A 21,511-nucleotide genomic window follows, 5' to 3' on the forward strand; every position below is an offset into this window, starting at 1 on the left:
TTGATCGAGACTACCGGTCGGGCGCAGCCGACGGTGCCGACGCCCCGGCCACCGACTCCGATTCGATGCGCGTCGACGCCTGGGTCCGCGACAGCAGAATCGTCGTGACGAGCATGACGGACACCGCCACGGCAATGGTGGGGAGTGCAGCCCCCTCGGTTCTGATTCGCTCGTCCAGGACCGTGATGCCGATGAACGCCGCACCGAGAGGCTCGCCGATCGTGACGGCCGGCAGTGACGCCGACAGCGGCCCGACCTGAAATGCGCGCTGTTGCAGATAGAACCCCAGGACTCCTGATCCCACCAGCGCGTAGGTCTGCCAGGCACCCAGTGCTCCGAGCAGGTCGCTCTCGACGAGATCGGTGACGAACTTCGTCAGGGCCGCAGCCAGACCGAACAGCAGACCTCCCGCTGCCCCGAGCAGCAGGGCTCGCGCGCCGGGGTTGCTCACCAGCAGCCCGACCACGGCAGCGCTGCCGATCACCACAGCGGCGCAGATCAGCGGCCCGATCCAGTCGGAGAGAGGGGCGTCGGTAGTGCCCTCACTGGGATCACCGACGACAATGAACACCGCAAGGGCGGCGGCCAGAAGGACAGCGAGCGCCCAGGTGGAACCAGGCAATACACGGCCCGCCAGTTTCGCCGACATCGGGAGTGCGAACAGCAGGGCAGTCACGAGCAAGGGCTGCACGACGAGGACGGAACCGACCCAGAGCGCAGCGATCTGCACCGCAAAGCCGCCCCCGTCACCGAGTACGCCCACCCACCATCGCGGACTACGGATCAGCGCCGAGAACAAGGACGTCCCCTCGGGAACCGAGGCTGCGGCGCTCTGCTGCGCCACCGACGCGCAGGCGAACAGGAATGCAGACACCAGGGCGAGCGCCACAGACAGCCACGAGGCGGTCACCCGCGTCGTCCTCTGCTTCCGCCCCGCCTGCCCCCGGTCCGGCCGCTCCGCTCGTGGCGGACGGAGCCTGCGCCGCGCCGTGAACCGCGCGGCGGCGGTGGTTCCGCTGCCTGCGGCGGCAACGGCCGGCCGATGGGGGTACGCGCGCCGGTCAATCGACGCCAGGAGGTGGGATCGGTCTCGGTATCGACCACCGTTGCCGAGACACCGGCATCGTCGGCCATGGCGCACACGTGCTCGACCTGTTCGTCGGTTGCCAGCGTCACGACGATTCCGCTGGCACCGGCGCGTGCAGTTCGGCCTGCGCGATGCACGTAGTCCTTGGAGTCGAGCGGAGGGTCGACGTGCACCACGAGGGTGACGTCGTCGACGTGTACCCCCCTGGCTGCGACGTCGGTTGCGATCAGTGCAGTCGATTCGCCGTCCCCGAAAGTGGCGAGCGAACGTGTTCGATGCGCCTGAGTCTTGTTGCCGTGCAACGACGATACCGGTACACCCAACCGTCGACAGTCATCGGTGAGCCGATCGACCGCATGGGTCGTGCGGACGAACAACAACGTGCGACCGTCTCTGTTGGCAAGTGCGGCCGCCACGTCGGTCTTGCGTGCAGCGTCGATCCTGAACACGTAGTGCGCAATGTCGGGCTCACTGACCGACTCCGCTGTGGAATGCTCGGCCGGATCGGTCAGGAACTTCTCGACCAGACGGTCGACGTCCTCGTCCAGGGTCGCCGAGAACAGCAACCGCTGGCCGACGGCCGGTGTCGCGCCGAGAAGCGACTCGATCTGAGGCAGAAATCCCATGTCGACCATGCGATCCGCCTCGTCGATCACCGTCACCTCCACGCGATCCAGAGCGATCGAACGTCGCTCGAGCAGATCGTTGAGACGACCGGGGGTGGCGACAACGATGTCGATTCCGCGCTGAATCTCTCGGACGTTGCGCTCGAGCGGAACCCCGCCGACCACACCGACGCTGCGCAGGCCGAACGTCGCACCGTGGACGTCGAGGACTTCGTGGATCTGGAGCGCCAATTCACGAGTGGGTGCCAATACCAGTCCGCGCGGTGCACCGGGCTCGCTGCGACGGCCGGCAAGCCGAACGAGAAGCGGGAGTCCGAACGCCAGCGTTTTTCCCGACCCGGTCGGAGCACGTCCGAGTACGTCGCGACCGGCAAGCGCATCGGGCAGGGTTGCGGACTGGATCGGAAACGGCTCGGAGACACCCGCTTTCCTGAGCGAGTGGACGAGAACCACAGGCAGTCCCAGGTCTGCGAACGATCGAACGGATTGACCCGGCATGGCTGTGACCCTACCGCTGCGTCGATCACGCGTCGGAATCTTCTTGTCGGTACCCGACGCGATACTCCGTGTAGAACGCACGTTCGAGTCGCGTTCGACATCGCGATTGCCGAGGGGGCGATCGCACGCAGAGGGTGGGGGAGCTATGTGCAAGATGTGTCAAGGCTTCGGCGTCGACGAGTACATCGGTGACGTCAGGCGCACCATGGAGCAATTCGGGTGGGCTCTGCAGTACGTGGAATCCGAGGTCGACCGGGAGGGTATCCACCCGGCGTTCTGTTACACCGTCGGCCTCACCGACTTCGGGAGTCCGGAAATAGTCCTGACGGGGCGTGGGCCGACCGAGTCCTCTCGAATACTGAACGCGCTCGGCGCGTCGGTGGCTTCGGGGATGCTGGAACTCGAAGCCGGAATCGGTTGCTCAGCAGCAGGATTCGAGTTGTTCACGATCGATGTACCGGAATGTGCAGACATCCTGTACACGGCATCCGACTTGTACGGCAAGGGCTGCTTCAGCGCCGTGCAGGCGGTGTGGATGGATCTGGAAGGTTCGTTGCCCTGGGAGGGCATCCCGTCGACGGTGGTCCAACCGGTCCTCGGGCCGGTGCCCATCTGACCGAATTCCCGGTGGTGCATCGGGGGCGCTGCGTACTGCACGCAGCGCCCCCGATGGACAACGGTGGGTCAGGCTTCGACCTCGGAACGATCGCCACTCCACAGAGTGTGGAACTTGCCTTCCGAGTCGGTTCGCTCGTAGGTGTGCGCCCCGAAGAAGTCCCGCTGTCCCTGCGTCAGAGCGGCCGGTAGACGCTCTGCCCGCAATGCGTCGTAGTAGGAGAGCGAGGACGCGAACGCCGGCACCGGAATGCCCAGCGAGGCCGCAGTGATGACGACCCGGCGCCAGCTGTCGATGGCGTTCTCGATGGCATCACGAAAGTACGGAGCCAGGATCAGGCTGGGGAGTTCGGCGTTGTCCTCGTATGCATCCTTGATGCGATCGAGGAACCGAGCGCGGATGATGCACCCACCACGCCAGATGGTGGCGAGGTCACCGGGGTGCAAGTTCCAGCCGTATTCTGCACTGCCCGCCGCGATCTGGTCGAAGCCCTGCGCGTAGGCGACGATCTTCGATGCGTACAGAGCCCGGCTGATGTCGTGTGTGAACTGCTCCGCGTCGGTGGGCTTGTCGGCAAGCGATCCCGAAGCGAGTCCGACGGCTGCCTTGCGCTGAGCCCGTGACCCCGACAGCGCCCGAGCGAACACCGCCTCGGCGATACCGGTGACGGGAACACCCAGATCCAGGGCCGCCTTGACGGTCCACCGGCCGGTGCCCTTCTGTTCCGCAGCGTCGACGATCACATCGACGAGAGGCTGACCGGTCTTGGCGTCGACCTGGCGGAGCACCTCGGCGGTGATCTCGACGAGGTAGCTCTCGAGGTCCCCGTTGTTCCACTCGGTGAACACGTCTGCCACCTGGGCAGGCGTGTAGCCGAGGGCGTCGCGGAACAGGTTGTACGCCTCGCCGATCAACTGCATATCGGCGTACTCGATGCCGTTGTGGACCATCTTGACGAAGTGGCCGGAGCCGTCGGGGCCGATGTGGGTGCAGCACGGTGTGCCGTCGACCTGTGCCGCGATGGATTCCAGCAGCGGACCGAGTGCCTTGTAGGACTCGGCCGGACCACCCGGCATGATCGACGGGCCGTTGAGCGCGCCTTCTTCACCGCCCGAGATGCCGGCACCGACGAAGAGCAGCCCGCGCTCCTTCATGGCCGCCTCGCGGCGAATGGTGTCGGTGTAGAGAGCGTTGCCACCGTCGATGATGATGTCGCCCTCCTCCATCGCGCCTGCAAGCTCCTCGATCACCGCGTCGGTGGGGTCGCCTGCCTTGACCATGATGAGCACTCGGCGCGGCTTCGCGAGAGCGGCGACGAACTCTTCGATGGTTTCGGTGCGGATGAAGGTGCCTTCGGAGCCGTGCTCGGAAATCAAGGCATCGGTCTTGGCGACACTGCGGTTGTGCAATGCGACGGTGTGGCCGTGGTTCGCGAAGTTGCGGGCGATGTTGGAGCCCATGACGGCGAGTCCGGTGACTCCGATCTGAGCCAGTTCTGTCGGTTCTGCTGCTGAGGTCATACAGACAGCTTTCCCTGCCGAGCAATTTCGCGCGAGCCAACCCCCCGGGTCTGCGTCGAACCCAGTCCGACAGAACGACAACGGGTGCCGCATTCGCGAAGAATGCGGCACCCGTTGTTGCAGTTCCGGTCGGATCACGACCTCACGGTGACGAACCGATCAGTGGCTGCGAGCCGGACCGTCGAAACCGTCGTACGAACGGCGTTCCGTGCGGCTGCGGAAGCCTCCGGAGCGGTGCTCGTCCTGGCGGGGGCCGGACGCGGGACGACGGTTGTCGGAGCCACGGTACGAGCTCGAGTCGGAGCGACGCGGACGGTCTCCCTGGTAGCCCTCGCTACGTGGGTTGGAGCCCTGGTAGCCGCCGCCGCTGCGGGGATTGGAACCCTGGTAGCCCTCGCCACGCGGGTTCGAACCCTGGTAGCCGGTGCGGGGACGGTCTCCCTGGTAGCCCTCGCCGCTGCGCGGGTTGGAGCCCTGGTAGCCGCCACTGCTGCGGGGGTTCGAGCCCTGGTACCCGCCACTGCTGCGCGGGTTGGAGCCCTGGTATCCGCCGCCGCTGCGTGGGTTCGATCCCTGGTAGCCGGGACGACTGTTCCGGTCACGGGGAGCGGACTCGGCGCGCAGGGGCTCACCGGTCGGCTTCTTCGCCCCGGTGATGCTGTTCAGCTCGGCCGAACCGGGCGAGACGTTGACGGCGGTGGCCTTGACGCCGGCCATACCGGTCAGACGCAGAACCTGACGACGCTGGTTGGGGAGCACGATCGCGACAACGGTGCCCTTTTCTCCGGCGCGTGCTGTGCGTCCTGCGCGGTGCAGGTAGTCCTTGTGGTCTGCGGGCGGGTCGACGTGAACGACCAGGTCGATACCGTCGACGTGGATTCCGCGAGCAGCGACGTCGGTGGCGACGAGAACGGGGGTACGGCCGTTCTTGAAGCGCTCGAGAACGCGGGTGCGCTGATTCTGTGCCTTGCCACCGTGCAGTGACTCCGCGGCGATACCGAGCGCACGTAGACGGTCGGTGATTCCGTCGCAGCCCAGCTTGGTACGCGCGAACATGATGGTGCGGCCGCCTTCGCGGGCACCGATCTCGGAGAGAACCAGATCCTTCTGACCCCGGTCGACCATGAGTACGTAGTGATCCATGGTCCGGACGCTGGCTTTGCCGTCCTGGGTGGAGTGCTCGACGTGATCGGGCAGGAACTGGCGTACCAGCGACTGAACCTCACGGTCGAGGGTTGCCGAGAACAGCATGCGCTGTCCGTCTGCCGGAGTGTCGGCGAGGACGGCACGCACCTCGGGCAGGAAGCCCATGTCGGCCATCTGATCGGCCTCGTCGAGGGCGGTGATCTCGATGGAGTCCAGGATGCAGGTGCCCTGACGAAGGTGATCGGCGAGGCGGCCGGGGGTGGCGACGAGAACGTCGACTCCGCGTCGGAGCTGCTCGACCTGCTTGTTGAACGGGGTGCCGCCGACGGCGGGCATGACTCGCAGGCCCTGCGCATTGGCGTAGGGAGCGAGAGATTCGACGACCTGGAAGGCGAGCTCGCGGGTGGGAACCAGCACCAGTGAACGCGGGCGCTTCGCGGCCGGTCGGTCGGTGTGCAGCGACAGGCGTTGCAGAATCGGCAGGCCGAAGGCAAGGGTCTTGCCCGAACCTGTCTGCGCGCGACCGAGGACGTTCTTGCCGGCGATCGCGTCGGGGAGCGCCTTCTCCTGGATGGGGGAGGGCACGGTGATCGAGTTGCGCGCCAATGCGGCGACGACTGCCTCGGGCAGTCCGAGATCGGCGAAGGTGAAGGCCGGTGCCGCTACGGGCGTCGGGACTGCCGTGGCGTCGGAAGTGGTGGAAACGGGTGTGTTGGAAACAGCGTGGGTCACGCAGTAAAGCCTCTCCGGATTACGGGCACGCCAATAAGCCCGAAGCTGAGAGCACCCGAAGAACCGGGAAACACGAAAAACAGCCAGAACACATTGATACGAGCCAGGGCACTGTCACCTGGCCATCAGAATGCAGCTGAGAACTGCATAAAGTGGGGCTGTTTGTGCCATTTCGATTGCTAGGTCGCGATGGCGACCGGTCTCTACTGTACGGGACGTCTCGCGAATTGTTCGACTCGAGTCGATGTGACCTGTGCGACCCCGATCGCGTGCAGACTCACCCGACGAGCTTGCTCAGTTCCTCCAGCCACGGCATGGCGACGTAGATCGTGGGGAGAACGAGGATCACCACGGCCGCTGCGTAGGCAGCCGCGGCGATGCGCACATCGCTGCCCGGTCCGCTCAAGCGTTGAACACGGATCAGGGTGTGCGGTCCACCGGCCGCCATCGCACCACGCGGTGCGGTGGACCCGGCACACGTGACCAGTGCCCTGGCCAGCGGAGTGGGGCCGGTCACCTTGACCGCCGAATCGTCTGCGAGCAGCTCGACCAGCAATTGCACGCTGCCGAGGGCGGATTTGCTTCGGACGATCCGCGGAAACGCTTCGTTGACCGCGGTGAACGCCTCGAGGACCAGGTCGTGGCGGGCCCGAAGATGGGACCGCTCGTGACTGAGTATGGCGGTCACTTCTGCCTCGGAGAGGCTGGCCAGTGTTCCTCGACTGAGGACCACCCGCTGGCGCAGACCGGGCAAGCAGTACGCAATCGGTTCGGCCGCGTCGATCACTCGAATGTCGGCATCCCGAAGACCACGAAAAGGGTTCTCGCCCAAGTCGCTTCGATCCAGAAGATCTACGAGTACGCGGTGCCTGGACCGGCGGCGGCGAGTTCTGATCGCTACCTGAACGACAGAGAACATCAGTTTGGCGCCGATACCGAGCGTGATCGCGAGGACGACGACGTAGAGGATCCACAGAGGGAGACCCAGTGCGTCGATCTCGTCGGTCGGGGCCGTCGTCGGACGGCCGTCCGGACCGGGAACCAACAGCAGTCCGCCGATGGCGAGGCCGGAGCTGAATGCAGAGAGAACAGCAGCGAGAGCAATCGCCTGCCACAGCACGAGGGCGGCGCGGGGTGACCGGTACGGCCACGTCGCCCGAGCGAGCACCGCTGGAACCGGCCCCGCCAGAATCAGCGCGAGTACCGCAAAAACCAGGGCAGTCGTCGAGTTCATGTCCTCACTTACTACGGCGAGCGTCAGTCCCTCGGACGGCTATCTCCAGCCGAAGGGGACTCTGTAGTCGATTGTGCCACTTCCAGCGCGGCAAGTGCCTCACGGAGTGCGGCGGCCTCGTCGGCCCCCACCTGCCCGACGAAGTGCACGAGAGCCGCTGCGCGTCCACCCGATGCCGGTGCCTGCGACAGAGCGTCGACCATGAGGCTTGCTACCAACTCGTCGCGGCCGTGCAACGGCGCGTACCGGTGTGCTCTGTCGTCGCGTTGCTGGACGACCAACTTCTTCTTCGCCAGCCGCTGCAGCACGGTCATCACCGTTGTGTACGCGAGTTCGCGATGCGTCGCGAGCGCCTCGTGGACCTGTCGAACGGTCTGGGGATCCGACGACTCCCACAGATGGTCCATCACTGCGCGCTCTAGTTCACCAAGACCAGCCATTCGTCCGAGTCTACGGCTACTCCGACGCTGATGCGTACTACTCGTAGTAGTACCGAGCTGTCGGGTGGTGTGGGATCGGTCATAGTCGCTGCCGCCCGATTTCGGCGGGTCCCCACCGGCGAGGTGTCGTGGACGAATATTCTGACGACAGTTCGTGCCGCATCTCGGTCCGAATCCGTCAGACGAGCGGAGCTTCACGTGGATTGGTTCGATTCCCTTTCTTTGATCGACGGACCGTTACCTGTCATCGTCGCAGTGGCCGGAGTTCTGGGCGGTGTCTGGCTGCTCGTCTCTCGCTCGCGGCGATACATGACACGTGGGCTACCGATAGTGGCAACGGCGGCCGTTGTGGTCACCGTGATCGGTTACGTGGTCGTCGAAAAGGTGTGGCGACCGCTCCCGGATCCGATCGAGACGTCCATCTATGTCTGGATCGGGGTCGGCCTCGGGGCCCTGATCGCGGTGATCCCACGTTCGATGGCGGCGCACGGGGTTCTCGGTACGCTCGCGTCGCTGGTGGCGGCCGTGCTCGTCGTGGCAGTCTCTGCGCTGAACGTCAACCTGAAGTTCGACGCGTATCCGACCGTGGGTACTGCGCTGGGGGTGGAGTCCGCGACCCGCATTCAGTTCTCCGACGTTCCTCCAGCGGTTTCTCGAACCGTCACCGGAACGCCGCTCGATTCCGTCTGGACCGCACCAGCGGGAATGCCGTCCGCTGGTCGCCTCACCTCGGCTGCCATCCCTGCTACGGCATCGAACTTCTCTGCCCGAGACGCTCAGGTATATCTTCCCCCTGCATATTTCTCGGATCCACGTCCTTTGCTGCCGGTACTCGTACTCCTCGCCGGTCAGCCGGGTGACCCGGAGGACTGGCTCAACGGCGGCAAGCTCGCCGAGACGATGGACAACTTCGCCCGCGACCACGCCGGCCTGGCACCGGTTGTGGTCGTGGCCGACGGCACCGGTTCGCCGATCGACAACCCGCTGTGTGTCGACTCTCCGCTCGGCAACGTCGACACGTACCTGTCGCGCGACGTACCGGACTGGATCGACAGTGCTCTTCAGGTCGATCCGGATCGCGCACAGTGGGCGATCGGTGGACTGTCCTACGGCGGAACGTGTTCCATCCAGATGGCGACGAATCATCCCGACGTCTATCCCACCTTCCTCGACCTGTCGGGTCAGACCGAGCCCAGTCTCGGCGACAGGGATCGCACCATCCGCGAGGCTTTCGGCGGAAATCCGGCAGCGTTTGCTGCCGTCAACCCACTCGACCTGCTGAAATCGCGTCAGTACCCTGATTCGGCCGGTATTTTCGTCGTGGGGTCGGACGACAACGACTACAAATCCGGTCAGCAGGAGATGTACAACGCTGCGAAGGCCGCCGGGATGGACGTGCAGTACGTGGAGGTACCGGGCGGGCACAGCTTCGCGGTGTGGTCGGAAGGGCTCCGCCGTGAGCTCCCATGGCTGGCAACGAGAACAGGGTTGATTTCGTGAACGTGACCGATCCGGAACGACCGTCTGCGGCGGACGCCGAACCACCCACGCCCGCCGAACCGTCCTGGGTGTCCGAGCGCACGGAATCCCTGAGGTCGGGTGCGTCTGCAGTCATGCGCCAACTTCGGCGGGTGTGGGCGCTCATCGTGTTCGGTGCCGTGGGAGCACCGGTGAGTTTCACCTTGCTCGCCGTCGTCTGGGTGATGGGCATCGTCGCTGCGGTCGTGGACAACCGGGGCGAGATGGACAAGTACTTCGCCGTGGGCATCATGCCGTTCGAGCACTGGCACCTGTGGACCCCGCTCACCTCGGGTCTGACGGCGCCCAACATCGCCGGTTGTGTGGTGGCCACAGTCGGGGTGCTGCTCGCCGCTGCACCGATCGAGCGCCGGATCGGATCCCGTCGCTTCGCCGTCGCAGCATTCGTGACGCAGGTGGCCGGCTCGCTGCTCGGTCTCGGTCTCGCGGCCCTGGCCAAGACCTTCGACGCGGACTGGGGCTTCCGGTTGCACGTCGGAACCGCTGTGGGCCCGACGACCTGGATCTTCGGCGTGGTCCTGGTCGCGACCTCGCGCATGGATACGTTGTGGCGCAGGCGAATCCGCGTCGGCGTGCTGGCCCTGCTGGTGACGTTGGCATTGTTCGGTGGACACCTGCAGGACGTCGTTCGGCTCGCTGCGGCGGTGATCGGTCTGATCGTCGGACCATGGATCGTCGGGCGATCGGCCCGCGGACCTCGATTGGCGGGTACCCAACGCGAAGGTCGGGTGTTGGTTGCGCTGATCGTCGCCGCGAGTGCCCTCGGCCCGGTGCTGGCTGCCCTGAGTCCCAACGCTGTCGGGCCGTTCGCGGTACTTCGTGATGTAGTGCGGGGGGTGCCGTACACGGCGGCCGAGGTGCGCGAAATCTGCTCCGACGCGACCACCGACCCGGTCGAATGCCGTCGTGGTCTGCTCGATCTCAGACTCGGGGGAGTCGGCCCGACGATCCTGAGCATCATGCCGTCCTTGTTCCTGCTCGTGGTCAGTGACGGCCTGCGTCGAGGCAGGCGTTTCGCGTGGGCGATGGCGGTGGTCTCGCAGGGAATTCTGCTTGCACTGTCGGTGGCCAACTTCGCAATCCGGTTTCTCGAGTCCGGTGACGATCAGTCCCTGTTCTACGGATTGGAATCGCCGACGGCGTACCGCACTGCGGTCCCGTTCCTGCTGCCACTGATCGTGCTGCTGGTCCTGATCGTCACGCGCAAGTTCTTCGACGTCTCGGCACCTTCGGGTACCTACCGTCGATGGGCGGCCTCGGTGGTCGGAGTGGCGGTCGGACTCGCCCTGATCTACTCGATCGGTGGGTATCTGGCCCGCGACGGGTTCGCCGATTCGGCGTCCTTCGGCGGGTTACTGGCGGACTTCCCGCAACGATTGATTCCCCCGGTCTATCTGCAGTGGCTCGAACCCGCCCTGCTACCTCAGAGCACGCCGACGACCCTGCTCTTCGAGTGGACCGGCGTGGTGTTCTGGGTGGTGGTGTGCGTGCTCGCCGCCAGCACGTTCCTCACCCCGGTGTACGGCACCGAGACCGATGCCACCGAACGCGCGCGCGGATTGCTGATGTCGAGCAGCGGGTCTGCTCTGTCGTGGATGACGACCTGGCGCGGCAACAAGTACTGGTTCGGTCCGGACGGCCGTAGCTACGTCGCCTACCGAGTCATCTCCGGTGTGGCACTGACCACCGGCGATCCCGTCGGTCCACGGGAGTCCCTGCGGGACAACGTCGTCGACTTCGCGGAGTTCGCGTCGAGGAACGGATGGATTCCATGCTTCTACTCCGTCACCCCCGACGTCCGCCGCATCACCGATTCCCTCGGCTGGGGCGGAATCCAGGTCGGTGAGGAAACGGTCCTCGACCTGGACGGAATTGCCTTCACCGGCAAACGATTCCAGGATGTGCGGACTGCACTGAACAGAGCGAAAAAAGCCGGCGTCGTCGCAGAGTGGATTCGTTTTCCTTCTGCTCCGCTGGCGATCACGGACCAGATCACTGCCATTTCGGAGGAGTGGGTCGCGGACAAGGGCATGCCCGAGATGGGCTTCACCCTCGGCGGTCTCGAGGAGGTCGACGACGAGAACGTGCGGTGCCTGATCGCCGTCGACGAGCAACGGACCGTGCACGGCGTGACCTCGTGGATGCCGGTCTACGAGGATGGAGTCATCGTCGGTTGGACGCTCGATTTCATGAGACGGCGATCCGAAGGGTTTCGACCCACGATGGAATTTCTCATCGCATCGGCCGCTCTGCTGCTCGAACAGGAGGGGGCCAGATTCCTCAGTCTCTCGGGAGCGCCCCTGGCCAAAGTCGACGAGAAGCAACCCGAACACGTGGCCAGTGCCGAGCAATCGACGCTGTCGGGACTGTTGGAGCGGCTGCTCGATGTCCTCGGACGCACCCTCGAACCCGTCTACGGATTCCGTTCTTTGTTGGCGTTCAAATCGAAGTTCCAGCCTCGCTACGAACCGATGCACATGACCTTCGCGGATCCGGCCGCACTGCCCAGTATCGGCAACGCGATCGGCCGCGCATATCTGCCGGACGTGTCGATCGGTCAGGGTGTCAAGCTGGTGCGCACCATGATCGAGCGGTGACGCCGGCTCGTCAGTTGGCGGTGAACGGTTCTGCAGCAGAACGGTGCAGTGACTTCACCGGCCCGCCGACCGACCCGTACACGTGCCGAGTGCCGATCGGAACGACGAGTGGGCGATCGGACATCGGGTCCTCGATCACGGCGGCTTCGAGGCCGAAGACGTCGAGCAGAAGCTGCTCGGAAATGACGTCCTGCGGCCGACCCGAGGTGACGATCTGTCCCTGCTTCATCACGATCAACCGGTCGCTGTAGCGAATTGCCAAGTTGAGGTCGTGCAGCACCATCACGATGGTGCGGCCGAGTTCGTCGTGCAGCCGGTCGACGAGGTCCAGGACTTCGATGGAGTGCGCCAGATCGAGGTACGTGGTCGGCTCGTCGAGGAGCAGAATGTCGGTGCCCTGGGCCAGCGCCATCGAGATCCATGCGCGCTGCCGTTGGCCGCCGGACAGTTCGTCGACGGGCCGGTCGGCGAGATCTGCGACCCCGGTCAGTTCCAACGCGTTCGCCACCTCGGCCTCGTCGTCCGAGCTCCACTGCCGGATCCACGACTGGTGCGGATGGCGACCGCGCGACACCAGATCGGCGACAGTGAGCCCCTCGGGAGCGGTCGGTGCCTGAGGCAGCATTCCCAGTGTGCGAGCCACCTCCTTGGTCTTCATCGACGAGATCGCCCGACCGTCGAGCGTGACGCTGCCGGCCTTGGGCTTGAGCAGGCGGCCGAGCGAACGAAGCAGGGTCGATTTTCCGCAGCCGTTGGGACCGATGACCGTGGTGATGACACCGGTGTGAATTTCGAGATCGAGGTGCTCGACGATGATGCGATCGCCGTAACCGAGGCTGAGGTCTTCCGCGATCAGGCGCGAGGTGTGGCCGATTGTCATATGGAAGCCTTTCGATTACTGCGAACGAGAAGGTAGAGCAGGAAGGGTCCACCGAGGGCGGAGGTGACGATTCCGACCGGGAGCTCCACCGGCAGAATGGTGCGCGCGATGAGATCGCTTGCCACCACCAACAATCCACCCAGTAGTGCCGAGGCGATGATCGGCGGGCCCGGCGTTCGCAGAATCCTCAGCGCGATCTGGGGGGCGGCCAGCGCTACGAATCCGATGGGTCCGGCCGCGGCGGTGGCGATCGCCGCGAGCGCGACAGCAGCGAGCAGCATCATGGCTTGGCTGTGTTGCAGGCGCACGCCGAGCGATCGCGCGTTGTCGTCACCCAGGCGTAGCGCGCCGAGGGTGAACGTCGCGATGACGGTGCCACCGCCGACGAGTACGACAGCCGCCGCGACCGGCCAGACCGAGGCCCAGTTGGCACCGTTGAGCGAGCCGTTGAGCCAGACCTGAGCGCGCGAGACGTCGTTGATGTCGGCGCTGATCAGTAGCCAGCCGATCACGGCCGTGAGCATGGCGTTGACGGCAATTCCCACCAGAATGAGCCGGAAGCCGTCGACGCCTTTTCGCCAGGCGAGGGTGTAGATCGCGATTGCGGTGAGCAGACCGCCGATCAGGGCCGCGAGTGGCAGGCCCAGAGTAGCGAGCAGACCGCTGAAGCTGCCGCCTCCGCCGAGCACGATCAATGCGACCGCTGCGGCACTGGAACCGGCGGTGATACCGAGGATGTCGGGGCTGGCGAGCGCGTTGCGGGATATCGACTGGGTGATGGCCCCGGATATACCGAGTGCCGCTCCGACCAGCAGCCCGGTCAGAGATCGCGGCAGGCGCAGGTCCATCACGATGAAGCGCTCGATCCTCGAGCCACCACCGAGCAGGACGTCGAGGACCTGAGCTATCGACAGCGGAAAGTCGCCCCGGCCGATGTTCACGCACATGACCAGCATCAGTGCCACGGCCAGCAGGGCGGTGGTCAGAACCATGAGCGGCCGTCGGACGGTCGAGATCGGGCCGAGGCGAAACGGAGGCCGAGTGCGAACCGCGCCGGTACCGGACGGGGGCGCGGGGGACCGTACATCGGCGGTCACAGGCCGACCAGCTTTCTGCGTCGAACGAGGGCGATGAAGAAGGGCGCTCCGATCAGGGCCAGAACGATGCCCACCTGTAGCTCGCCCGGGCGCACCACGACGCGTCCGATGACGTCGGCGATCATCAGCATCACTCCGCCCATGAGCCCCGCGTAGGGGACCAGCCAGCGGTAGTCGGGTCCCGTCACCGCCCGAGCGATGTGCGGCACGACCAGGCCGACGAACGCAATGGGTCCGCACGCGGCAGTCGCTGCGCCGGTCAACAGCGTGATGGCGAGGATTCCGACAGTTCGGGTGATCGCGATGTTGGTCCCGAGCGAGCGTGCGACGTCCTCACCGAGGCTCATGACATTCAGGCCGGGAGTGCTCGCGAGTGCGATCAGAATGCCGATCACCAGGAAGGGCAATACCTGCCACAGCACGTCGAGGCCGCGTCCTGCGACCGATCCGACCACCCAGAAGCGGTAGCCGTCGAGGCTGGTCTGATCGAGCAGTACGACTGCGTTGGTCATCGCTGAGAGAAAGAACGCGACGCCCGCTCCGGCCAGCGCCAGATTGATCGGACTGGATCTGCCCGATCCGATCGACGACAGTCCGAACACGACGACGCTCGCCACCGCAGAGCCGGCGAACGCGAACCACAGGTACTGACTCGGTGAGGTGAATCGGAACAGGTAGATGGCCATCACCACGAAGAACGCCGCACCGGCATTGAGGCCGAGCAGGCTGGCGTCGGCCAACGGGTTGCGCGTGTGCCCTTGGATGAGGGCACCTGCGATACCGAGCGCGATGCCGACGACCAGTGCGAGCACCGTGCGGGGAATCCGCAACGTGCGCACGATGATGTCGGTGTCGGTGCCCGTCGAATTCAGCAGGGCGTGCGCGATCTCGGCGAACGTCAGTGGCCGGGCACCGATGGCGATGCTCGCGAGTATCCCGGCCACGAGAGCTGCGACCAGGACGGCCAAGCCGAGCAATCTCCGCCGTCGAATGGCTGCGACCGAACCGTCCTTGGGGATGGGCTCGAACCCGTCCGCGACTGCCGTCTTGTCACGCACCACCTCGGACGATGCAGCACCTATGCGGAACTGGCGTCCGAGGGCACGCCGCGCGCCGATCGGGTCGTGCGTGGTGCTGTCACGCAGCGTCAGGCCCATCCAACGTCGACCGGTGCTCTGGCCTTCGTTGCCGTCGCGGTATCCGCGGTTCCAGACGAACAGAGCCAGCGCGACGCATACGGCGATCGTGCCGAACACGAATCGGTCCGCCTGGCCGCCACCGTTGTCGTCACGGAGCGCGTCGACGATCGACCAGCCTACGAAGAGCGGGAGCAGCACGATCAGGGCATCGATCGCGGCAGCGGCGATGCGAGAACTCCGCGGCGGCGGTCCCGCGGGCACGTCCTGGGTCCCGTACTGCTCGTCGGGAGACCGGCGAGCGCCGTGGGGACCGAGTAGCGGAGCAGTTGTCACTGTGGTCGTGACTCCTCGCTGTATCGAAGGGACTCGGTTTAGGTTACGGAACCCTTGCTCGCCGCGTGAGGCGAGGTAAGGATAGCGGTACCTGTCCCGTTTTGAGATCTGGTTAGGCTAACCTACATACAGGGGTCGAGGTGCGATGCGTGCACCCGCCACGAACTGCGAGGAGATTCAGGTGTCAGTTGCAACCGCGGAATTCACGGGCTGGGCCGATGTGCATCGATTCTCGAATCGATCCGGCGCGGCGACGTTGTTGGCCGACTCGTGTGCAACCCTGCGCGCGCTGAATCCCGATTATCCGCGGATGTACGCGGTGGCAGCGATGGCGAACGAGGGAAAGCGACGCTGGTGGCAGTTGGCCGTGGGCCTCGACGACGGCCGCGTTGAGCAGATGTACCGACGGTCGCTCGAGGATCTCGATGTTCCGGAGGCCGCGGCAGTGCAGGTCGCGACGGCCTTGATCCACGCCGTCGTCGGCCGCGTGACCGCGCTGCTGGTTCTGGAGGCACGCGCCTGGGATCCGGGCATCGACAATCTGTGGATCCACATGGACAGCGACGGCGGAATCGATTGGGCGGGAGTAGGATCGCCGATCCTGAGAGTCCTACCGGAGGACCCGGCTGCGGGTGAGCCCGGCACGGTCACGCTCCCATGCGAACAGGCCTTGTTGGTCTGGACGGCGCACCGTTGCACGACCTCGCTCGGTGCGGTCCACCGCGCGGTGTCGGAGCGCGCACCGCTGGACGCGCGAGTCTTCTGGGCTCTGGTGGGCGACGCCATCCTCGGGGCCTCGACGTACGTGCCGATTCTTGCGGGGGCGGGCGCATCTGCAGGTGCGCGCAGAGGTCAGATGTTGCTCGACGCGATGGTCGCGGCGGGGGCTCCCGTCCGGTCACGCGTCGGGGTGCCTGGCCGGGTGCGGCTGCGGGCGTCGTGACTCCCTTGCGCATGAACTAAGGTTTGCCTATGCTGACTTGATACCAACGGACCGCGCCGGAGTCCTGAGGGCTGCAGTGACTCCCGGTCCTTGCCACGGTGGGCCTCTCGTTCACAGCGAACGAGAGGCCCACCGATTTTCGTGGGTCGATCGTCGTGTATCTCTGAGTCGGAGTCGACAGTCGAGTCGGCCGGACCATTTCGACGCCACCGGAGGCAGAGCTATGACGGACTCGAACGGCATTACTGGGGAGAGCACCTTCGACACCATGACGCCGGAGCAGCTCACAGAACTGTGTGGACGAGGATTCGACGGGGTAGTCGGCCTGCGATACCTCGAGGTGTCCGGCGACGAGGTGTGCGCGGAATGGACCGTCACCCCGCAGCTTCATCAACCGGCCGGAATCATGCACGGGGGCGTGCTGTGCTCGGTGGTCGAATCGGTGGCCAGTATCGGTGGATCGGCGTGGTTCGGCGCGCGCGGACACGTGGTCGGAACCAACAACAACACCGATTTCCTGCGCGCAACGCGCTCGGGAACCCTGACCGCGCATGGACATCCGATTCACCGGGGTCGCACCCAGCAGCTCTGGCAGGTCGACATGACGGACGAGAACGGACGCCTTGTCGCCCAGGGCAAGGTCCGGCTCGCGAATGTCGAAAACACCGCGCATCTGGGACAGTGAGGCCCATGACCGGACACAGCGACAACGCCGAATCCTCCTCCGAGTCCAGGGGCACCGCATTGACCCCCGACGCGTTCGATCGCCTGGAGTCACTGTTCGGTCCCATCGATGACGAACTGGCACAGCACTATCCGGGTGACCGAATCGGCGGTCAGCCTTCGCACACCGTCTACGTATCGGCCGCGGACGCTTCGGCTGCCGTGCCGGCCGAATGGGGCGCGGCCGCCCTGGCCATCCTGGACGCCAACCCCGAGGCATTCGCGGGACTCGACACCGCCGACGCACTGCCACTCGTGCGTGACCGGCTCGGCAGTGCTCCTGTTCAAGATCTCAGATTCGACTTCGAGGACGGCTACGGGTGGCGGTCGGACGCCGTCGAGGACGGTCATGCGCGCGCAGCCGGTGCCGCGCTGTCGGCGTTGGCGCTGGATCCAGCGGGCCCGACATGGCTCGGAGTACGCGCCAAAGGGCTTGCTGCACATGAGCGTCGGCGTGGTATTCGCACTCTCGAGCTCGTTCTGGAGGGAGCCGGGGGAGTGCCCGACGGCTTCGTGTTCACCGTACCCAAGCTGCGCGCCGTCCAGCAGGTGGCCGCAGTGGTGGCCGTGTGCGAGGAACTCGAGCGGGCCCATGGTCTACCGGATCGTGCGCTTCGGTTCGAGTTGCAGATCGAGAGCCCACAGGCGGTGATCGGGGCCGATGGCACGACGACGCTCGCGCGGGCGATCACTCGGGCGGACGGCCGCTGCACTGCCCTGCACTACGGGACCTACGACTACAGCGCCGCCTGCGGAATCACTTCTGCGCAGCAATCATTGGCGCATCCGGTGGCAGACCATGCGAAGAGCGTCATGTTGGTGGCGGCGGCGCAGACCGGGGTATGGGTGTGTGACGGCTCGACCCAGGTGGTGCCGACCGGCGATCCCGATCAGGTCGCGTCGTCCGCTCGGCGGCATTTCGATCTGGTCACCAGATCCCTCGAGCGCGGCTTCTATCAGGGGTGGGACATGCATCCTGGGCATCTGGTGACACGGTGGCTTGCCACCTTCGGCTTCTTCCGTCAGGCCATGCCGGTCGCTGCTGCTCGGTTGGGCAGCTACCTCGATCGTCAGGGTGGTGAGGTGATGGACGAGCCGGCGACGGCGCAGGCTTTGGCAGGCGTACTGGTGCGGGGTCTGGATTCGGGCGCGTTCGGCATCGCCGAGCTGCAGAACGTTGCTGCCGGCATCGACCGAGACGTGCTGCGCGGACTGCTCGATCGATCGGTGACCGTGCCGCTCGGATGAGGTGCGTCGGCGCACTCCGCTGCCGACGGGTCGCAAGCGTGTCAGAATTGCCGGGCACCATCACCGATCGGGACGGAGAACTCCAATGCGGTTGTCTCCGCACGAGCAGGACCGACTGCTCGTCAGTTACGCGGCCGAACTCGCTCGCCGTCGTCAGGCACGCGGCCTGAAGCTCAACCACCCCGAGGCGATCGCGGTCATCACCGATCACCTCCTCGAGGGTGCCCGCGACGGCCGATCGGTCGCAGACCTGATGTCCTCGGGTCGTGAGGTTCTCGGTGCCGACGACGTGCTCGTCGGGGTTCCCGAGTTGCTCCCCGAGGTGATGGTGGAAGCGACTTTTCCGGACGGTACGAAGCTGATCACGGTGCACGAGCCGATCTCGCCGACGCGGGGTGACGGCCACCTGATCCCGGGCGAGATCATCACCGTCGCAGGCGACATCGAGATCAACGAGGGTGCCGAGGTGATCTCGATGATCGTCGTGAACGCGGGAGATCGACCGGTACAGGTGGGTAGCCACGTGCATTTCCCGCAGTCCAATGCAGCTCTGCAGTTCGACCGTGAGCGGGCATACGGTTGCCGGCTCGACATACCCGCAGGCACAGCGGTGCGTTTCGAGCCCGGCATCGAACAGACGATTCGGCTCGTGCCCCTCGGTGGCACGCGCGAGGTACACGGATTGAGCATGACACCTCCCGGAAAGTTGGACAGCTGATGGCGCGCATGAGTCGCAGTCGATACGCCCAGTTGTTCGGCCCCACCACGGGTGATCGAATCCGTTTGGCGGACACCGATCTTCTGATCGAGGTCACCGAGGACCGCAGTGGCGGACCCGGCAACGCCGGTGAGGAGGCCGTGTTCGGCGGCGGGAAGGTGATCCGTGAATCGATGGGTCAGTCCCGAGCCACCCGCGCCGACGGTGCTCCCGACACGGTGATCACCGGGGTGGTGGTTGTCGATTACTGGGGAATCATCAAGGCCGATCTCGGTATTCGCGACGGACGCATCGTGGCACTCGGCAAATCGGGCAACCCCGACACCATGACCGGGGTACATCCCGATCTCGTCATCGGCCCGTCCACCGAGATCATCGCGGGCAACGGGAAGATCGTCACAGCAGGCGGCATCGACTGCCACGTCCACCTGATCTGCCCTCAGATCAAGGAAGAAGCTCTCGGCGGCGGCATCACCACCGTCATCGCAGGAGGAACCGGCCCCGCCGAAGGCAGCAAGGCCACCACCGTCACCCCTGGCGCGTGGCACCTCTCCCGAATGCTGGAATCGCTGGACGACTGGCCGATGAACATCGTGCTCCTCGGCAAGGGCAACACGGTCAATCCGGACTCGATGTGGGAGCAATTACGAGCGGGCGCATCGGGATTGAAACTGCACGAGGACTGGGGATCGACTCCGGCCGCGATCGACGCGTGCCTGCGAGTGTGCGAGGACGCAGGCGTTCAGGCAGCACTGCACTCGGACACCCTGAACGAGGCCGGCTTCGTCGAGACCACCCTCGATGCGATCAAGGGACGCGGAATTCACGCGTACCACACCGAGGGTGCGGGCGGTGGGCACGCACCCGACATCATCACCGTTGCGGCGCAGCCACATGTGTTGCCCAGCTCGACCAACCCGACGCGTCCCCACACCGTCAACACGCTGGACGAACATCTCGACATGCTGATGGTGTGCCACCACCTCAGTCCTTCCATTCCGGAGGATCTCGCCTTCGCCGAGAGCCGAATCCGACCGTCGACCATCGCGGCCGAGGATCTGCTGCACGACATGGGTGCGATCTCGATGATCGGTAGCGACGCCCAGGCGATGGGCCGGATCGGTGAGGTGGTTCTGCGAACCTGGCAGACGGCACACGTGATGAAATCTCGCCGTGGGTTCCTGGCCGGTGACAACGGAGCCGACAACAACCGTGTCATGCGCTACGTCGCGAAGTACACCATCTGCCCGGCCGTCGCACACGGCCTGGACGACGAGATCGGTTCGATCGAACCGGGGAAGCTCGCCGACCTCGTGCTGTGGGATCCGGCGTTCTTCGGCGTACGTCCCCACATGGTGATCAAGGGCGGCATGATCGCCTGGGCTGCCATGGGCGATGCCAACGCGTCCATCCCGACCCCGCAGCCCGAACTGCCGCGTCCGATGTTCGGGGCGTCGCCGAAGGCGGCCGCTGCGACCTCACTGCATTTTGTTGCCCCACAGGCGATCGAGGACGGACTCGCTGGACGTCTCAACTGTGATCGACGGCTGGTTCCGGTCAAGAACGTGCGCGGCGTCAGGAAGTCGGACATGGCACACAACGACGCTCTGCCCGATATCCGAGTGGATCCCGACACCTTCACCGTGCGGATCGACGGTGACGTGTGGACAGAGCAACCGGCCACCGAACTGCCGATGGCGCAGCGATATTTCCTCTTCTGATGTCCGATGCCCGACTACGAGTGACGACGCTTCTCTCGCTTGCCGATTCCCGCCTGCCCACCGGTGGCCACGTGCACTCCGGGGGAGTCGAAGAAGCCATCGCCTCGGGCTTCGTTCGAGACATCACGACGCTCGAGGCCTTCCTACGACGGCGCATCAGGACTTCCGGTGCCACCACGGCGTCCATTGCCGCATCGTTGGTGCACGGGTCGTCGAGCACGGACGAGGCCGATGCCGAATCCGACGCACGAACTCCGTCCCCGGCAGCCAGGTCTGCCTCCCGTGCTCAGGGCCGTGGATTGCTTCGGTTGGCCAAATCGGCGTGGCCGCATCATGATTGGGCGTCGATCGGGCGGAGGCCACACCTGGCGGTTGCCGCTGGGCACGTCGGACTCGCGGCGGGCCTGTCGGTTGCCGACACGGCCGCGGTACAGGTGTACATCACCATGACCGGGTCGGCGATTGCAGCACAGCGTCTCCTCGCGCTCGATCCGGCCGAGGTCGCGGCGTGCACCATCCGGTTGGGCGAGTTCTGCGACGACGTGACGGCCGCGGTGTGTCGATGTCTGCCGGAGCTGATGGAGTTGTCGGATCCGTTGCTGGACATGTTCGCCGAAGCCCACGCCGTCCGCGATCGGCCGTTGTTCGTATCCTGATTACGGTTCCATTTTTTC

General features: G+C 65.4%; 18 protein-coding genes. 9 read left to right on the plus strand and 9 right to left on the minus strand.

The window, feature by feature from the left end; translation table 11 throughout:
• Nucleotides 1–10: 10 nt before the first annotated feature.
• Complete coding sequence (locus MTX34_RS17740; protein WP_243610252.1) at nt 11–910, minus strand: DMT family transporter; 900 nt, start codon at nt 908–910, stop codon at nt 11–13.
• Nucleotides 907–2,211 carry a DEAD/DEAH box helicase gene (locus MTX34_RS17745; RefSeq protein ID WP_243596174.1) on the minus strand — a complete coding sequence of 435 codons (1,305 nt, stop codon included), beginning with the start codon at nt 2,209–2,211 and terminating at the stop codon, nt 907–909. The genes MTX34_RS17740 and MTX34_RS17745 overlap by 4 nt, the downstream gene beginning before the upstream one ends.
• A gap of 145 nt (nt 2,212–2,356) precedes the next feature.
• Between MTX34_RS17745 and MTX34_RS17750 the strand changes: the two genes are divergently transcribed.
• Nucleotides 2,357–2,827, plus strand: a complete 471-nt coding sequence (locus MTX34_RS17750) for a DUF4262 domain-containing protein (protein ID WP_243610253.1) — start codon at nt 2,357–2,359, stop codon at nt 2,825–2,827.
• Nucleotides 2,828–2,895: 68 nt separating this feature from the next.
• Here MTX34_RS17750 and gndA read toward each other — a convergent pair whose 3' ends face one another.
• The 4 genes from gndA to MTX34_RS17770 form a co-directional block, all read right to left on the minus strand.
• Complete coding sequence (gene gndA, locus MTX34_RS17755; protein WP_243610254.1) at nt 2,896–4,347, minus strand: NADP-dependent phosphogluconate dehydrogenase; 1,452 nt, start codon at nt 4,345–4,347, stop codon at nt 2,896–2,898.
• Between the two features lie 159 nt (nt 4,348–4,506).
• Complete coding sequence (locus MTX34_RS17760) at nt 4,507–6,225, minus strand: DEAD/DEAH box helicase (protein WP_374639922.1); 1,719 nt, start codon at nt 6,223–6,225, stop codon at nt 4,507–4,509.
• Between the two features lie 277 nt (nt 6,226–6,502).
• A complete protein-coding gene (locus MTX34_RS17765) occupies nt 6,503–7,459 on the minus strand; it encodes a M56 family metallopeptidase (RefSeq protein ID WP_243596177.1) in 957 nt (318 codons plus the stop codon).
• 23 nt (nt 7,460–7,482) lie between these two features.
• The gene (locus MTX34_RS17770; protein ID WP_243596178.1) at nt 7,483–7,899 is read right to left on the minus strand and encodes a BlaI/MecI/CopY family transcriptional regulator; all 417 of its coding nucleotides are present in this window, start codon (nt 7,897–7,899) and stop codon (nt 7,483–7,485) included.
• 198 nt (nt 7,900–8,097) lie between these two features.
• Here MTX34_RS17770 and MTX34_RS17775 point away from each other — a divergent pair, with 198 nt between their 5' ends.
• Nucleotides 8,098–9,399 (plus strand): esterase family protein, encoded by a 1,302-nt coding sequence (locus tag MTX34_RS17775; RefSeq protein WP_243610255.1) that lies wholly within the window; start codon nt 8,098–8,100, stop codon nt 9,397–9,399.
• Nucleotides 9,400–9,512: 113 nt separating this feature from the next.
• Nucleotides 9,513–12,035, plus strand: coding sequence for a bifunctional lysylphosphatidylglycerol flippase/synthetase MprF (locus tag MTX34_RS17780; protein ID WP_243610275.1), 2,523 nt, complete (start codon nt 9,513–9,515; stop codon nt 12,033–12,035).
• A gap of 10 nt (nt 12,036–12,045) precedes the next feature.
• Here MTX34_RS17780 and MTX34_RS17785 read toward each other — a convergent pair whose 3' ends face one another.
• The 3 genes from MTX34_RS17785 to MTX34_RS17795 all read right to left on the minus strand — a co-directional run bounded on the left by MTX34_RS17785 (nt 12,046) and on the right by MTX34_RS17795 (nt 15,484).
• Nucleotides 12,046–12,915, minus strand: a complete 870-nt coding sequence (locus tag MTX34_RS17785; protein ID WP_243610256.1) for an ABC transporter ATP-binding protein — start codon at nt 12,913–12,915, stop codon at nt 12,046–12,048.
• Nucleotides 12,912–13,907 carry an iron chelate uptake ABC transporter family permease subunit gene (locus tag MTX34_RS17790; RefSeq protein WP_243610276.1) on the minus strand — a complete coding sequence of 332 codons (996 nt, stop codon included), beginning with the start codon at nt 13,905–13,907 and terminating at the stop codon, nt 12,912–12,914. Before MTX34_RS17790 ends, MTX34_RS17785 begins: the two co-directional genes overlap by 4 nt.
• 101 nt (nt 13,908–14,008) lie before the next feature.
• Complete coding sequence (locus tag MTX34_RS17795; protein WP_243610257.1) at nt 14,009–15,484, minus strand: iron ABC transporter permease; 1,476 nt, start codon at nt 15,482–15,484, stop codon at nt 14,009–14,011.
• Between the two features lie 181 nt (nt 15,485–15,665).
• Here MTX34_RS17795 and MTX34_RS17800 point away from each other — a divergent pair, with 181 nt between their 5' ends.
• From MTX34_RS17800 to MTX34_RS17825, 6 genes are all read left to right on the plus strand, one after another.
• A complete protein-coding gene (locus tag MTX34_RS17800) occupies nt 15,666–16,427 on the plus strand; it encodes a hypothetical protein (RefSeq protein ID WP_243610258.1) in 762 nt (253 codons plus the stop codon).
• A 223-nt stretch (nt 16,428–16,650) separates the two neighbouring features.
• Nucleotides 16,651–17,112: a PaaI family thioesterase gene (locus tag MTX34_RS17805; protein WP_374639926.1), complete on the plus strand. Its 462-nt coding sequence runs from the start codon at nt 16,651–16,653 to the stop codon at nt 17,110–17,112.
• A 5-nt stretch (nt 17,113–17,117) separates the two neighbouring features.
• Nucleotides 17,118–18,398: an aldolase/citrate lyase family protein gene (locus MTX34_RS17810; protein ID WP_243610259.1), complete on the plus strand. Its 1,281-nt coding sequence runs from the start codon at nt 17,118–17,120 to the stop codon at nt 18,396–18,398.
• Nucleotides 18,399–18,483: 85 nt separating this feature from the next.
• Nucleotides 18,484–19,116 (plus strand): urease subunit gamma, encoded by a 633-nt coding sequence (locus tag MTX34_RS17815; RefSeq protein ID WP_243610260.1) that lies wholly within the window; start codon nt 18,484–18,486, stop codon nt 19,114–19,116.
• Nucleotides 19,116–20,837 carry an urease subunit alpha gene (locus MTX34_RS17820; protein WP_243610261.1) on the plus strand — a complete coding sequence of 574 codons (1,722 nt, stop codon included), beginning with the start codon at nt 19,116–19,118 and terminating at the stop codon, nt 20,835–20,837. The genes MTX34_RS17815 and MTX34_RS17820 overlap by 1 nt, the downstream gene beginning before the upstream one ends.
• Nucleotides 20,837–21,493: an urease accessory protein UreF gene (locus MTX34_RS17825; protein WP_243596186.1), complete on the plus strand. Its 657-nt coding sequence runs from the start codon at nt 20,837–20,839 to the stop codon at nt 21,491–21,493. Before MTX34_RS17820 ends, MTX34_RS17825 begins: the two co-directional genes overlap by 1 nt.
• Nucleotides 21,494–21,511 lie beyond the last annotated feature (18 nt).

The organism is Rhodococcus sp. ARC_M5, from assembly GCF_022810405.1.
In the GTDB taxonomy this organism is placed as follows: domain Bacteria; phylum Actinomycetota; class Actinomycetes; order Mycobacteriales; family Mycobacteriaceae; genus Rhodococcoides; species Rhodococcoides navarretei.